Origin of the sequence: Lysobacter capsici (genome assembly GCF_018732085.1) — a bacterium.
Taxonomy (GTDB): Bacteria; Pseudomonadota; Gammaproteobacteria; order Xanthomonadales; family Xanthomonadaceae; genus Lysobacter; species Lysobacter capsici_A.
Map to the genome: position 1 here is coordinate 1400659 of NZ_CP076103.1, position 15254 is coordinate 1415912.

Here is a 15254-nt window from a genome sequence, read left to right on the forward strand (position 1 = left end):
TTGTGGTGCGGTACCGCAGTGTTGCTTAGAAGCGCTGCTGGTACTTGAAGTACACGAAACGGCCGATGTCGTAGCCGCCGTAGTACGAGTAGCCGGAGTTCGGCTGAGCGTACTGCGGAGCGGCGTAGTGCTCGAACACGTTGTTCGCGCCAACCGCGATCGTGGCGTTCCACGGCGCGTTGAAGCGGACCTGCATGTCGTGGAAGGTGTTCGAACCGATTTCGTTCTTCGGCGAGATGGCGCCGTTGAGCTCCGGAGCGGTGTAGTTCGGCAGCGTGCAACGTTCGTCGAAGTAGCAGTCTTCCTTCACGCCGGAGTAGTAACGCAGACCCCAGGTGAAGCCCCACGGACCCTTGTCCCAGCTCATGTTGAGGTTCGAGCGCAGGCGGAAGTTGCCGTTGAAGCCGTTCTGCTGGCTCGGGGTGGCGACGCCCAGGATGTCGGTCTGCAGTTCGTTCTTGGTGGTGTAGCTGTTCAACCAAGCGAAACCGAAGCGGCCCCACTGCGTGTCGAGACGGTAGTTCACGTCAAAGTCGAAACCTTCGACTTCGTTGTAGCCCACGTTGATCGGCGCGAAGATGAAGCTGGTGATGTTGCCGGTGATCGGATCGCGCACGAAGCGCGAGCGAGCCGGATCCTGTCCGGTGTTGCAGCGCGACTCGATGCCGCGGGTGTAGCAGTCAGCCAGCACCGCCGTCGGATCGTCGCCGCGGATCGCGTTTTCGATCTTGATGTTCCACCAGTCCAAGGACAGGTTGAGGTTGTCGACGAAGGTCGGGCTCCACACCACGCCGAAGGTCTTCGACTTGGAGGTTTCCGGAGTCAGCTGATCGTTCGAACCCGACAGGAACGGGGTGTTGGTCTGCGTGCCCGGGCCCGGGGCGAGGCCCGACGGGGTGTTGGCGGCCTGGCGGAAGTTCGCCGGGACGTTCTGCAAGCAGCGCGCGCTGCCGGCGGCATCGCCGAACAAGGTGTCGCAGGCGTCGGTGTAGAACGAGAACGACTGGCCCAGACCGCCGTACAGGTCGGCGATGGTCGGAGCGCGGAAGCCCTCGGAGTAGGTACCGCGGACCAGCAGCGAGTCGATCGGCTTCCACTTGAAGCCGAACTTGCTGTTGACCGTGTCGCCGAAGGTGTCGTAGTCGGAGTAACGGGTCGCCAGGTTGAAGGTCAGTTCCTTCGCGCCCGGCACGTCGGCCAGGACCGGGATCTGCAACTCGCCGTAGAACTCGTCCAGGGTGTACGAACCGCCGGTCGGGCCGCTGGCCAGATCGGTCGAACCGCCGGTCTGCGACAGGGCGTCGGGCGAGAAGTTGCCCTGTTCCTTGCGGTGCTCGTAACCGACCGCCAGGCTCAGGTCACCGGCCGGCAGGGTCGCCAGGGTGCCGCTGAAGTTGACGAAGTAGTCGGTGGTCTTGGTCTTACCGAGCGCCTGGCCTTCCTGGTACAGGTACTTCTGCACGTTCGGGTCGTTCAGGCCGTTGGAGCCGGCGTAGCCGTAGGGCAGCAGCGGGTTCCACGGGGTGCACTGGCCGCCACCGAAGCCCAGCGGGATCGGGTTGGCGGCGGTGCCGCACTGGACCTGACCCTGCGCATTCAAGAACGACGGGCCGACCGCGCGACGCGTGTTGGCGACGTTGAGGTTACCCGTGCTGATCTGGGTCGCCTTGTTCTCGTTGTACAGATAGCCCGCGTCCCAATCCCAGATCTTGCCTTCGCCCAGTTCGAACGAACCGCTGAAGGTGCCGGTGAAGCGGTACGAGGTCAGGCTGTTGCGGACCTGGCGCGGCACTTCCCAACCACGACGCACGAAGTGCACGAAGGTCGGAGCGGTGACGCCCGCCGGCAGCGCGCCGGTGCGCTGGTTGCCGACCGGGTTGAAGTAGCTGTCGACCGAGATCGGGGTGTTGAAGCCCGGCGAGAGGACGGCGGACTGGAACGGATAGCCGGCGTTCTGCGCGAAGGAGTCGCGGTCGTTGTACTGGATGTCGGTGTCGAAACGCAGCCAGTCGGTGATGTCGTAGCCGGCGTTGACGAACAGCGACTTGCGCTCGATGCCGCTGTACACGGTCGACTGTTCGGCCGGCAGCGAGACGTCCGAACCGTTGCGGGCGCGGAAGTTGGCGATGTTGCGCGGATCCAGGCCCGGGGTTTCGCGAGCCAGGAAACGGGCCGCGCCGAGTGCCGGGGTGCCGTTCGGCAGGGTGGCGCCGGTCGGGATCAGCAGCGCGCCCCACTGGGTGGTGCCGGAGTAACCGAAGTCACGCGGTTCGCTCTTTTCGCCGGTCGGGAAGCGAGCGATCGAGAACCAGCGGTCGCGGGCCCAAACCGGATCTTCCTTCGCGTATTCGGCGCCGATCGTGACCGAGCCACGGTCGCCGGTGAAGCCGATGGTGAAGTCGTAGTTCTGACGCGTGCCGTCGCCCTGGCTCCACTGGCCCAGGTAAGCGTTGGCTTCGGCGCCTTCGAAGTTCTTGCGGGTGATGATGTTGATCACGCCGGCGATGGCGTCGGAACCGTAGATCGTCGACGCGCCGTCCTTCAGCACTTCGATGCGTTCGACCATGCCCGACGGGATCGAGGAAACGTCCTGCAGACCGTCGTTGGTCGCGCCCAGGCGCTTGCCGTTGACGAGCACCAGGGTGCGGTTGGCACCGAGGTTGCGCAGATCGATGTAGTAACCACCGACGGATTCGCCCGAGGACAGCGGCGAGGTGCGGCTGATCGCCGGCGAGCCAGCGGCGGTGATGTTCTGCAGGATGTCGGCGACCGACTTGAAGCCCTGCTTCTCGATCTCGGCGCGGGTGATCTGAAGAACCGGTGCGGCGGTTTCGACGTCAACCTGACGGATGCGCGAACCGGTCACTTCAACGCGGTCAAGCGTGGTGGCGTCCTTGCTGCCGGCCGTGTCTTGCGCGGACGCAATGCCCGTGCCGACCAGGGCGGTGGTACCCACTGCGAGAGCGAAGGAAATCGCTTCGCGGAGCTGGGTGGTCTTAAAGGTCATCTCTCTCTCTCCGAGTCTGTCGTGTTGTACCCGTGGACTCACTGGCGGAGTCAATGCAAACGCCAAATCCAGCAAGTTGGCCGGATCGTAACTGCCTAGACACAAAAATTAAAGTGTTGTTAAGCATTAAATTTCACTTAAGTACGACAACCAGGCACTTAGAGAGTGTCCAAACGTTTGCTGACTTTGGCGTATGGATGAGCGGAGGGCCTTTAGGGCGCCGACGTTAACGTCAGGTTGAGTGAGGGGCGGGGCGGAGGGGTGGACCTCCGGTGGTCGCCTGCGGGGAGGGCGACTTGGTGACCTGGAGATGCCAGAAAGCCACTGCCCTGCTTGATTCTGGGCCGGCTGAAGGGCGCCGCCTGCGTGATCGTGGGGCCGCCCGGAGCAGCCTTTTCTGCCGGGCAATCGCTTGATTTCAGGGGTTTTCGGCGATCTGTGCGCGGGACGTTGCGGCTTGGGCGAGCAGGCGCCGAGGGGCCGTGTGCCGATCCCGATCAGGCGCGCCCGACAGGAGGTGCCGATCGTCGACCAGGTGTGAGCCGCGAGCGGCCGAGCCCTGTTTATGTTGCGATGCACAATGAGTCTCGGCGTCGCAAATGGGGTCCGCAGGGCAGAAGATGAGGCACTGCGCAAGGCTCATTAGGCACGTCAAAAGTGCCAGGTATGTCTGAGCCCGGTAAGTCGGACCCTGGGCGGATTGGAGCCGCATCCAGGCACCTGGTTGGTGTTTGCGCCGGACCTGTTCTCTGGTTTGGGCTGGCGACTATGGCCTGCCAGGCACTCTGCAGCCGGACCGGATGTGCTTTGGATCAGGCCGCCGTGTGGGCGGCGCAGACGCTCAATGTCTCGGCCAGCGACCGATAGCCGACGTCGAGATAGCGGCGATGCAGCGCAGGAGTGTGACATCGCCGTGAGGCGCGCAATCGCACGCGCGCAGCCGCTGTACGGAGCCGGGCGGATGGACAATCAGGCGGGGGAGACACCAAGGCGCGGGCACGAGGCGTGCCGCGGGATCACAGATCCTGTTCGTAGCGAACGTAGGGCACGGTGCCTTCGTCTTTCTCGCCGTTGCCGGGTGCGAACGGGTTCTTGCCGCGGGTGACGACGTTTTCCGCGCCGACGGTGAGCTGGCCGCTCCAGGGCGTACGCCAGGTCAGGCCGACGCCGAGGCCTTCCCACTGGCCCGGCTGGCCGGGGGTGTCGACCACGCGGCCGACGATGTTGGCGCCGAAATTGCCGATGCCGGCGCCGATGGTGATGCTCTTGCTGCTCCAGCGGTCGGCCAGGCCGGGCATTTCGCCGGCCGGGATCAGCTTGGCGCGGGCCCAGGTGCCGCCGATCGAGACCATCGCTTCGCGGCCGATGTTCTTCTGGCCGTAGACGGTCAGGGTGTTCTGGTCGACCCGGCTGTTGCGATTGTTGGGGCTGAGCCAGCCGGGCAGGGCGTCGCGGCCGCTGCCGATCGCCACGCCGACCTTGCCGCCGGGCCGGCTGAGGCTGGCGCCCGCGGACAGTTGCCGGTTGTTGGCGTGGTCGTCGTCTTCGTCGAGAGCGGCGAGCAGGCAGTGATTGGCGAGGTTGCCGATCGCGCCGGCCAGGCCGGTCTTGCGGTCGCAGACCAGGCCGAGGCCGTCGCCGCCGTCCAGGCCGAGGGTCGCGTCGAAGGTGTTGGCGCCGGACTTCCAGCGCGCGCCGGCGGCCTGTTTTTCGGCCGGTTCCAGCTGCAGCACGTATTCGAGCTTGCCGTTGTTCTGGTTCCACACCGGCAGGTAGGTGGTATCGCGCTTGGTCTGCGCATGCGCGCCCGTTGCAACGCCTAGGGCGAGCAGCAGGGCAAGCGGCAATGAGCGCAGATGCTTGGGCATACCTGGAGTGTGTGTAGAGCGCGGACCAACGTTAAGACCGGATGAAGCCGGTCGAGTTCCCCAAATCCTTGGCGTCGACTATAGCCGGTTTATGTTTATTTAACAATCTGAAAACGGTCCCAGATCGGCATTCGACAGGTTCACTGTACTCGCTGCGGAGCCTGTATTTGCACGGCTGCAGCAGCGAACAGGCCGGCAATTTGGTTGCGATCGAAACCATAGCGCTGGCCGCAGAACTCGCAGCGGACGTGGGCCTCGCCGTCGGCGGCGTCGACCGCCGCGTCGGCTTCCTCGCGGCCGAGCGAGACCAGCATCGCCTCGACCCGCTCGCGCGAGCACGAGCAGGCGAACGCCAGCGGCTTGTCGCCCAGCAACTGCACGCCGTCCTCGTGGAACAGGCGATTGAGCACGGTCGCGGCCGGCAGGGTCAGCAGTTCGTCGGTGCGCAGGGTGTCGAACAGGGCGCCGGCGCGGATCCAGCCGTCGTCGTCGCCTTCGTCGCCGGGCAGCTTCTGCAGCATCAGGCCGGCGGCCCGGTGTTCGTCGGCGACCAGCAGCAGGCGGGTCGGCAATTGCTCGGACTGGCGGAAATAGCCCTCGAAGGCGCCGGCCAGCGAATCGGACTCCAGCCCGACCAGGCCCTGGTAGCGGACCGGATCGCGGCCGTGCAGGCCGGGGTTTTCGATGGTGATCGCGAGCATCGCGTCGGGGCCGAGTTCGCGCAGGTCGCGGGTGACCTCGCCGCCGTCCTCGGACAACTGCACGATGCCGCGCAAGGTGCCGGCCGCGGTGCATTCGGCGAACAAGGTGCGCAGCGCGCCGTTGCCGCGCAGTTGCACCGACAGGCGGCCGTCGACCTTGGCGTGGCCGGTGAACAAGGCCGCCGCGGCGACCGCTTCGCCGAGCAGTTCGGCGGCGGCGGCCGGGTACTCGGCGCGTTCGCGGATCTGGCGCCAGGTGTCGTGCAGGTGGACATGCACGCCGCGCACGCCGGCCGCTTCGATCATGAAGCGGGTCAGGCGGTCGTGCTCGCCGGGCGTGTCGGTGCCGGGGGCGGTGGTTGCGGCGGAAGGGGCGTCGGTCATCGTCGTACTCTGGCGGCTGCGGCGCGGATCGCGCGCATTCCGAAGCCAGCGGCTTCGGCATCGCGGATAATGCGCAGGATTCTGTTAGGGGGGAGGTGAAGGCTATGCCGATGCGATCGGAGCTCGGATCACGAACGCGGGGCTGCCGCCACGCGGCAACAGTGGGGACGGCAACGGCATGGTGCAAGGCTTGAGCCGGGCCGTGCCCGACCTCGGCCCGGTCGACACGGCGGCCGGCCCGGGCCAGACCGCGCCGCGTCCGCGCCGGTTGCGGCGTTGGCTGCGCTGGCTGATCGCGCTGCCGTTCCTGTTCGTGCTGGCCTCGATCCTGCAGGTCGCGAGCCTGCGTTTCATCGATCCGCCGTTCTCGGCCTTCATGATGATCCGCCAGTTCGAGGCCTGGGGTTCGGGCGATTTCGGCTTCCGCCTGGCCCACGACTGGCGCGATCTGGACGAGATCTCGCCGAACCTGCCGGTGGCGCTGGTCGCCTCGGAGGACCAGAACTTCGCCGAGCATTTCGGCTTCGATCTCAAGGCGATCGAGAAGGCGCGCAAGAACAACGAGCGCGGCCGCAAGGTCCGCGGCGGCAGCACGATCAGCCAGCAGACCGCGAAGAACCTGTTCCTGTGGAGCGGGCGCAGCTGGATCCGCAAGGGCATCGAAGCCTGGTACACGCTGCTGCTGGAGACGATGTGGCCCAAGCATCGGATCATCGAGGTCTACGCCAACATCGCCGAGTTCGGCGACGGCGTGTACGGCGCCCAGGCCGCGGCCCGCACCTTCTACCGCAAGGACGCCAGCCAGTTGGCGCCGGCCGAAGCCGCGCGCATGGCCGCGGTGCTGCCCAACCCCAAGCGCTACAGCGTCGCCAAGCCGGGACCGTACGTGCAGCGGCGGGCCGGGGCGATCCAGCGCCAGATGCGTTACATCGGCGGCAGCGAGTACCTCAAGCAACTCGAGTGAAGCCCGCCGCGATGCGCCCGCGGCTACTATGCGCAGCATGAGCCGCGATCGCGTCACCGTCGTCCTGGCCGCCTTCGACGAGGCCGCCAGCCTGCCCCTGCTGCAGCCGCGCATCGCCGCGGCGCTGGACGCGTTGCGGGCCGACGGCGTCGACGGCCGCGTGCTGTATGTCGACGACGGCAGCCGCGACCGCACCTGGCCGATCCTGCAGGCGATCGCCGCGGCCGATCCGCGGGTGTCGCTGCTGCGGCTGTCGCGCAACTTCGGCAAGGAGGCGGCGTTGACCGCCGGCCTGGATCTGGTCGACGAGGGCGCCGCGCTGATCCTCGACGCCGACGGGCAGGACCCGCCGGAACTGATCGCGCAATTCGTCGCGCTGTGGCGCGAAGGCTATGACGACGTCTACGGCACGCGCCTGGAACGCGAAGGCGAAGGCTGGCTCAAGCGCGGCACCGCGCACGCGTTCTACCGGGTGATCGGACGGCTGTCGCGCACGCCGATCCCGGCCGACACCGGCGATTTCCGCCTGCTCTCGCCGCGCGCGCTGGACGCGCTGCGGCAATTGCGCGAGCGCCATCGGTTCATGAAGGGCTTGTTCGGCTGGATCGGCTACAACCGCATCGCGGTGCCGTATCACCGCGAGCCGCGGGTGGCAGGCGCCAGCAAGTTCAACCTGTGGCGGCTGTGGAACCTGGCGCTGGAGGGCATCACCAGTTTCTCGACCGCGCCGCTGCGCCTGGCCACCTACCTGGGGCTGGCGACGGCGCTGGTGGCGTTCGCGTATGCGCTCAAGGTCGTGATCAAGGCGCTGCTGTTCGGCGACCCGGTGCAGGGCTGGCCGACGATGATGGCGGTGATCCTGTTCCTGGGCGGCGTGCAGCTGATCGCGCTGGGCCTGATCGGCGAATACCTGGGCCGGCTGTACGAGGAATCCAAGCAGCGGCCGCTGTACCTGATCGACACCTGGCAGCCCGCGGCAGGAGTATCCTCGGGGCAGACCCGGTTTTCCCAGCTTGATCCCCAGATCGCGGAAGGAGACCCTCATGCGCACCGTACGACAGCTGTTGGACGCCAAGGCGGCGGCTGAGGTTTTCGCGATCGGCCCCGATGCGCCGGTCATCGACGCGATCCGGTTGATGGCCGAAAAGCGGATCGGCGCGGTCCTGGTGATGGAGGGATCGCGACTGGCCGGGATCCTGTCCGAGCGCGACTACGCACGCAAGATCGTGCTGCAGGGCCGTTCGTCGGCCGACACTCCGGTACGCGACATCATGACCGCGCAGGTCGTCAGCGTGAGCCTGGGCGACAGCGCCGAGCACTGCATGCAGATCGTGACCGAGCGGCGCATCCGCCACTTGCCGGTGCTCGAAGGCGGCGAAGTCATCGGGGTCGTATCGATCGGCGATCTGGTCAAGGCGGTGATCGAGGATCAGCAGGTGGAACTCGATCAGTTGCAGCGCTACATCGCCAGCTGATCGCCTAATCTGTTTGCCGTACGGCTCGGGCGTGGGCTCGGGCCGGCATTCAATTGAGCGAAGGATACGCATGACTTGTGTGCAACGTATTGCGATCGGCCTGACGTCGGCGCTGATGATGTCCCTGACCGCCTGCAACGCCAAATTGCCCGAAGCCGACGCTGAAGCCGCTCCCGTTGCCCCCGTTGCCCCCGTCGCGGCCGCGCCGGTGGACGTGTCGAAAGGACCGGCCACCGCGACCGTCTCGGCCGATGGCGAGTTCATCGCGATCCAGGTGCCCGAGCGCACCATCGAGCTGAGCGTGGCCGATGTGTTCGGCATGCAGAAAACCAAATTCGACAAGGCCATCATCGTCGCGCAAGGGCACCAGGGCGATCGCTACGACGTGCTGTTGCGGGCCGAGGCTCCCAGCGATCCAAAGCAGGACGGCGGACGCTGCGCCAAGGGCCGCGAAGTATCGATGCGGCATATCGCGTTCGACACCGGTTCGACCACGACCAGCTCGTCAAGCGATTTCGAGTCCTGCCTGGATCGACTGCGCGTCGTCGCCGAACGTCGGGAGCCCGATGGGCGGCTTGAGTACGATCTCAAGCAAGGCCACGAGGACGGCAGCGAGAGCGACGTTTACCTGCACTACGAAACCGTGGATTTCAAGAAGTCGATCAACTTCTGATCTGACGACGCGTGCAGTCACGTTGCTGCTGTCGCTGTCGCCCAAGCCAGAAGTCGCGGCTCCCATCCAGCGCTGCGAGGCGAGTAACTCGCGAGAACAAAAGCACACCCGGAGGGCGGCGCACATGGATGTGCGCCGTGCGCCACCGAGACAGGATGTCTCGTGTGGCGCATGCCTGCGTCGGCACCGATCGTGCGGCTCTTGATTCGAAACAGGAACGCCTTTTTCTTTGGTGACTTTCTTTTGTGGCTCTGGACAAAAGAAAGTTACCCGCCGCTTTAGTGGCGGAAGCTTTTGATCCTGCTTGCAGCTTTAAAAGCTTTGAAGCTTTAGAGCCTTTGAGGCAAAGGCAACAGCTTTCGTCCGCAAGCGGCCGAGTTACTTTCTTTTGTCAAAAGCGACAAAAGAAAGGTAACCAAAGAAAAACGCTTTTCTTTGAATCAAGTGCCCGCAAGTGCGGAGCAGACGCAGGCACGCGCCACACGGGACATCCATGTCCCGGTGGCGCGCGACGCGCATCCCTGCGCGTCGCCCTTCGGGTGTGCTTTTGCTAACGCGAGTTACAAGCTTCGCAGTGCTGGATGGGAGCCGTGACTTCCGGCTCAAGCCAAAGCCATGGACTTGGTCAGCGTCAGAGCCAGAGCTGGAATCTCAGTCACGCTGAAGCAATAGCGGCATCGAGCGTTGATGCCTGGCGCTTCGCAATGCGTACAGCGATTGCATGTACGAAGGTCGAGCAGCGCAGCACTCAGTGCGTGGCAAACTCAATTCACTACATGCCCCGCGCAACCCGCATCCTTCCCCGGCCCCAACTCCAACGTAGCCAACAACGCCGCCGGCGGCGCGATGGCGCCCAGCGCGATCGCCGCCGCGCCGCGCAGGCCCAGGCGCTTGTAGTCGGGACGCGCGTTGGGTTGCTTGAAGGTGCCGCTGACCATCAACGGCGCGCGCAGCGACAGGAAGCTGCGATCCTTCGGGCGCGCACGGATGGTGAGGTCGAGTTTTTCCTCGCGCAGACTGATCGTGCCGCTGCCGACCAACACCGTGTCGCTGGTGTCGAACGCCAGCGACTGCGCGGTCATCACCCCGTTGTTGACGGCGAAATCGCCGAACGCGCAGCGGATCGGGATCTTGCGGTCGTGGGTCAGCTTGAACTTGAGGATTTCGGCCAGATCGATGCCGGCGAATTCCATCAGCAGGTTGCTGATCTGGCCCTGGCCCATGCCGACCGCGATGCTGCCGTCGCCGCTGCCGAGCATCTTGGCGATCGAGTTGCCGCTGCCGCTCAGGGCGATGCGCCCGCCGACCTTGCCGACCGCGTCCTGCGCCAGTTTCACGTCCGGCAACAGCTTGGACAGCGTCAGACCGCGTGCGTTGATGTCGGCGCGGGTACGGATGGTGGCGTTACGCGCGTCCATGGTGATGTTGGAGCGGATGTCGCCGTCGGCGACGCCGAAGTTCAGCGGATCGAGCTTGAGCAGGCCGTTTTCCAGCAGCAGATGCGCCTGCATGTCGTCCAGCGGCCAGCCCGGCGCGTTGATCCGCGCGGCCTTGAGCTTCACGTCCGCGTCCATCGAACGCAGCTTGTCGAGCCGGTACGGCGTGTCGGGCAGCAGCTTGGGTTTCGCGTCGAGTTGCGCGTTCTGCGCGGCGAGTTCCGGGTTGCTGCTTTCGCCGCGGCCGGTCTGCGGCGGGGCGCCGATGAAGCCGGCGAGGTCGTCGAAGTCCAGGCGTTTGGAAATAAGGTCGGCGCGCAGATACACCCGCGGCCCGCCGGTGTCGACGCTGGCGTCGCCGGCCAGATCGCTGTCGCCGACCTTGCCGGTGAAATCGTCGTAGTTCCAGCGCATGCCGTCGCGACGCAGGCGGCCGTCGAGCGCGTACGGCGGAGTCGGCGGGATCGCCACGCCGATCAAGGGATACAGGTCGGCGAGGTTCTTGCCGGCCAGCGCGAACTGCAGGTCGAAGTCGCGCAGATGGAACGGGTCGACCAGTTCGCCGCGCGCATGCGCACGGGTCGCGCCGGCCACCGCGCGCAGGTTCAAGCGATACGGCTTTTGGCTGTTGCTCAGTTCCAGCGGCGATTCGGCGCGGCCTTCCAGGGTGAAGCGGTTGGCTTTCCAGTGACCGCCGCCGTCGACCTCGATCGGCGGCGCGGCGTCTTCGCGGCGCGGCTGGCGGCTGTTGACGCTCAGGCGGATGTCGGTCTTGCCGGACGGATCGAGGAATTCCATGCGGCCGTCCTGGATCCAGATCTTGCGGAACTTCGGCAGTTCGCCGCCGCCGCCGCTTTCGAACACCCAGTTGCCGCCGTGCTTGGCGTCGGTCTGCAAATTGACTCGCGGTTGGGTCAGGCGGATGTCGGGAATGCGGATGTCGCCCTTGAGCAGCGGCCAGACTTCGATCGCCAGTTCCAGGCGCTGCGCGGTCGCCATCATCGGCTGCTTGGCCCACGGGGCATTGGCGAAGCTCAGTCCGTCGGCGCGGATCACCGACACCCGGCCAAGATCCACATCGAGATTGCCGTCGATCTGGAACTTGCGTCCGGTGCGCGCTTCGACCTGGCGTTCGATCGGGCCCTTGAACCAGTTCCAGTCCCACAGTGCGATCAATACCGCAATCGCCAGCGCGATCACGCCCAGCAGGCTGAGCCAGGGATGACGGCGAACCGGCGCGAACCAGCCGCGCGCGGCGGGAGGTTGAACGGCGCTGGCTGCGGCGTTGTTCGAAGCGGAGACGGTGGGATCAGGTGTGCTCATCGCGTAAGCGCGAAGGCCGGGGCGTAGCGGCGATGCGGCCACAATGCGGCGCGGCGCCCTGTCGGCCCGCGCGGCGGGACCTGTGGTGAGGTTGACCCCACCATCGCCATACGCCGGTAAAGCGAGAGTGAATGCGTCGTGGACGCGGCGTGCGGCGTTCAGCCCGCGCGGCTGCCGTGGAGCGGGCGCCCGGCGCCACGCGCCGCAAACGCACCGCCGCAACCACGTTGTTTGAATCAGGCGCCCGGAATCAGGCGCGAGGCCGGCACGACCTGCGACAGCACCGCGATGTAGTGGCAGACGCTGCCGCCGACGACGAACAGATGCCAGATCGCATGCGAATACTTCAGCGACGGCCGGTGATAGAACACCGTGCCCAGTGTGTAGCAGATGCCGCCGGCGAGCAGCCAGCCCAGGGTCGAGGCGTCGAGCGCGTTGAGCAGCGGCTTGGCGGCGACGATCACCAGCCAGCCCATGGCGATGTAGATGATGGTCGACAGCAGCTTGAAGCGGCCGGTGTAGAACAGCTTGAACACGATCCCGGCCACGGCCAGCGCCCAGATCGCCGCGAACAGGCCCCAGCCCCACGGACCGCGCAGGCCGATCAGGGTGAACGGGGTGTAGGTGCCGGCGATCAGCAGGTAGATCGCGCAATGGTCGAAGACCTTCAGCCGGCCCTTGACGATCGGGTGCTGGATCGCGTGGTACAGGGTCGAGGCGAGGTACAGCAGCAACAGGCTGATCCCGAATACGATCGCGCTGCCGAGCTGCCAGGCGTCGCCGTACAGCGCGGCCAGGGTGATCATCACCGCACCGCCGGCCAAGGCCGCGGTGGCGCCCAGACCGTGGGTCAGGGCATTGGCGATCTCTTCGCGGATCGAGTGCTCGCCGTGAGCGGGGGCATGGGCGATGGTCATGGTTCCAGCATCCTAGCGCGGTCTGGGGCCAAAGCTCGTCGCGAATGCGAATCGACCGCAACGGCAAGACAGCGTGGAGTCGGTTTCGCGACTTCGGTCACGCGCTTGCGGACGGTGGCCGCGGGCGGGTTCATCGAGGCGGTTCGACGGGGAAGGGCGATGCTCAGGCGGTCCGGCGTGACAGGCGCCGGGATTGCGGCCCGAATGCGTTGCGCTGCTTACCCGGCCTGCGCCGGCAGGCCGTTGATCGCCGTGGCGAAGCCGGGTGCGCTGCGCGTCGCCGGACGACCCGGGCGCCCGCGCGCCGCGCTCACTCCAGCGCGTTGAGCCGCCGAATCCGTCGCAGCCGGCGCTGGATCTTGTGCGGCCTTGCGAAGCGGTACTGCTCGACTTCGACCAGCAGCGCGCAATCCTCGCCGAACGCCTCGCGCATCGCGTACAGGCGGCCGTTGCCTTCGAACGCCAGCCAGCGTTCGCCGTCCTGGACGACCTTGATCTGCGAGACCGAGGGGATGATGTCGTTCAACGCGGCCAGGTCGAGCCGGCCGTGCGCCAGCAACTCGTCGCGGCGCGCGCCCAGCGCCTGCGCGCGTGCGCGGGTGGCCTGCAACGCCGATTCGCGGTCGATGCGGTGGATCGGATGCAGCGCTTGCAGCGGCACCATCGCCTGCGCCTTGTCGCTGCGCAGGCGGTGGATGTCCATGATCACCTTGCCCATGTAGGCGTCCTTGTAGTCGAGCGCGGCGACTTCGCTGCGCTTGCTCAACAAGTACGTCCACCAGCGGCGCAGCGGCGACATCAGTCCAGCGCCACCGCGTGCGCGTGTTCGCGCGTTGCCAGGAATTCCACGCCCGGCGCGCGTTCCTGCGCCAGTTGCAGGTTGACCCGCGTCGGCGCCAGGTAAACCAGTTGCCCGGCCGCATCCAGCGACAGGTTCAGCGCGTTCTTGTCGCGGAATTCCTCGAGCTTCTTGGCGTCGTTGCAGCGGATCCAGCGCGCGGTGGCGACGCTGACCTGCTCGAAGCTCGCGTCCACGCCGTATTCGTCCTTCAACCGATAGGCGACCACGTCGAACTGCAGCACGCCGACCGCGCCGAGGATCAGGTCGTTGCTCATCAGCGGGCGGAAGAACTGGGTCGCGCCTTCTTCCGACAACTGCGCCAGGCCCTTCTGCAACTGCTTGAGCTTGAGCGGATCGCGCAGGCGCGCGCGGCGGAACAGTTCCGGGGCGAAGTTCGGGATGCCGGTGAATGACAGCGGCTCGCCTTCGCTGAAGCTGTCGCCGATCGAGATCGTGCCGTGGTTGTGGATGCCGATGACGTCGCCGGGGAACGCGGTCTCGGCGATCTCGCGATCGGAGGCCATGAAGGTCAGCGCGTTGGCGAGTTTGACTTCCTTGCCGGTGCGCGCGTGGAAGGCCTTCATGCCGGCGTTGAACTTGCCCGAGCAGATGCGCATGAACGCGACCCGGTCGCGGTGCTGCGGGTCCATGTTGGCCTGGATCTTGAACACGAAGCCGCTGAGTTTTTCCTCGGCCGGCTGCACGTCGCGGGTGGTGGTCTCGCGCGGCTTGGGCGAGGGCGCGTGCTCGATGAAGAAGTCGAGCAGCAGCTGCACGCCGAAGTTGTTGACCGCCGAACCGAAGAACACCGGGGTCTGTTCGCCGGCGAGGTACTTGGCCTTGTCGAACGGATGCGAGGCGCCTTCGACCAGTTCCAGTTCGTCGCGCAGTTCGGCCAGCATCGGCGCGCCGATCCGCGCTTCCAGCGCCGGGTCGTCGATCGAGGCGAAGATGGTCGAATCCTGGCGGGTGAAGTTGCGGCCCTGTTCGTACAGATGCACCTCGCCGGTCATCAGGTGGACCACGCCCTTGAGGCGCTGGCCCATGCCGATCGGCCAGGTGATCGGCGCGCACTGGATGCCGAGCACGCTTTCGACTTCGTCGAGCAGGTCGATCGGGCTCTTGCCTTCGCGGTCGAGCTTGTTGATGAAGGTCATGATCGGCGTGGTGCGCAGCCGGCAGACTTCCATCAGCTTGATCGTGCGCTCTTCCACGCCCTTGGCCACGTCGATGACCATCAGCGCCGAGTCGACCGCGGTCAGCACGCGGTAGGTGTCCTCGCCGAAGTCGGCGTGGCCGGGGGTGTCGAGCAGGTTGACGATGTGGTCTTCGTAGGGGAACTGCATGACCGACGAGGTCACCGAGATGCCGCGCTCCTTTTCCAGCGCCATCCAGTCGGAGGTCGCATGGCGCGCGGCCTTGCGGCCCTTGACGCTGCCGGCCATCTGGATCGCGCCGCCGAACAGCAGCAGCTTTTCGGTCAGCGTGGTCTTGCCGGCGTCGGGGTGCGAAATGATCGCGAAGGTGCGGCGGCGGAGGACTTGTTGGGAGACTTCGGACATGAGTACGGCGCGCCGGGGGCGCGTCGGCCGGTAAGGGGAAGGCGGCGATTATACCTGTGGATGGCGGCGGGGCTGGGGAGGCGTTTGGAGGACCCGTTCTGGT

General features: G+C 66.1%; 11 protein-coding genes. 4 read left to right on the forward strand and 7 right to left on the reverse strand.

Features of this window, described 5'->3' with window-relative positions; translation table 11 throughout:
* Nucleotides 1-25 precede the first annotated feature (25 nt).
* From KME82_RS05670 to KME82_RS05680, 3 genes are all read right to left on the reverse strand, one after another.
* Entirely contained in the window at nucleotides 26-3007 is a 2982-nt protein-coding gene (locus KME82_RS05670) for a TonB-dependent receptor plug domain-containing protein (protein WP_215497662.1), read from the reverse strand.
* 1016 nt (nucleotides 3008-4023) lie between these two features.
* Nucleotides 4024-4839 (reverse strand): hypothetical protein, encoded by an 816-nt coding sequence (locus KME82_RS05675; RefSeq protein ID WP_187313401.1) that lies wholly within the window; start codon nucleotides 4837-4839, stop codon nucleotides 4024-4026.
* 176 nt (nucleotides 4840-5015) lie between these two features.
* The gene (locus KME82_RS05680; protein WP_215497663.1) at nucleotides 5016-5960 is read right to left on the reverse strand and encodes an Hsp33 family molecular chaperone HslO; all 945 of its coding nucleotides are present in this window, start codon (nucleotides 5958-5960) and stop codon (nucleotides 5016-5018) included.
* A 202-nt stretch (nucleotides 5961-6162) separates the two neighbouring features.
* Here KME82_RS05680 and mtgA point away from each other — a divergent pair, with 202 nt between their 5' ends.
* Genes mtgA through KME82_RS05700 form a run of 4 tightly spaced genes read left to right on the forward strand, consistent with a single transcriptional unit; the run spans nucleotide 6163 to nucleotide 9072 of the window.
* The gene (mtgA, locus tag KME82_RS05685; RefSeq protein WP_252255636.1) at nucleotides 6163-6924 is read left to right on the forward strand and encodes a monofunctional biosynthetic peptidoglycan transglycosylase; all 762 of its coding nucleotides are present in this window, start codon (nucleotides 6163-6165) and stop codon (nucleotides 6922-6924) included.
* Nucleotides 6925-6961: 37 nt separating this feature from the next.
* A complete protein-coding gene (locus KME82_RS05690) occupies nucleotides 6962-8011 on the forward strand; it encodes a glycosyltransferase family 2 protein (RefSeq protein ID WP_215497665.1) in 1050 nt (349 codons plus the stop codon).
* Complete coding sequence (locus tag KME82_RS05695) at nucleotides 7968-8399, forward strand: CBS domain-containing protein (RefSeq protein WP_215497666.1); 432 nt, start codon at nucleotides 7968-7970, stop codon at nucleotides 8397-8399. The genes KME82_RS05690 and KME82_RS05695 overlap by 44 nt, the downstream gene beginning before the upstream one ends.
* Before the next feature lie 31 nt (nucleotides 8400-8430).
* Nucleotides 8431-9072, forward strand: coding sequence for a hypothetical protein (locus tag KME82_RS05700; protein ID WP_215497667.1), 642 nt, complete (start codon nucleotides 8431-8433; stop codon nucleotides 9070-9072).
* Between the two features lie 764 nt (nucleotides 9073-9836).
* Here KME82_RS05700 and KME82_RS05705 read toward each other — a convergent pair.
* From KME82_RS05705 to KME82_RS05720, 4 genes are all read right to left on the reverse strand, one after another.
* Nucleotides 9837-11831 (reverse strand): AsmA family protein, encoded by a 1995-nt coding sequence (locus KME82_RS05705; protein WP_215497668.1) that lies wholly within the window; start codon nucleotides 11829-11831, stop codon nucleotides 9837-9839.
* A gap of 236 nt (nucleotides 11832-12067) precedes the next feature.
* Nucleotides 12068-12748 (reverse strand): PAQR family membrane homeostasis protein TrhA, encoded by a 681-nt coding sequence (gene trhA, locus KME82_RS05710; RefSeq protein WP_051547900.1) that lies wholly within the window; start codon nucleotides 12746-12748, stop codon nucleotides 12068-12070.
* Nucleotides 12749-13058: 310 nt separating this feature from the next.
* Nucleotides 13059-13547 carry a hypothetical protein gene (locus tag KME82_RS05715; protein ID WP_215497669.1) on the reverse strand — a complete coding sequence of 163 codons (489 nt, stop codon included), beginning with the start codon at nucleotides 13545-13547 and terminating at the stop codon, nucleotides 13059-13061.
* Nucleotides 13547-15151 carry a peptide chain release factor 3 gene (locus KME82_RS05720; protein ID WP_215497670.1) on the reverse strand — a complete coding sequence of 535 codons (1605 nt, stop codon included), beginning with the start codon at nucleotides 15149-15151 and terminating at the stop codon, nucleotides 13547-13549. Before KME82_RS05720 ends, KME82_RS05715 begins: the two co-directional genes overlap by 1 nt.
* Between the last annotated feature and the right edge of the window lie 103 nt (nucleotides 15152-15254).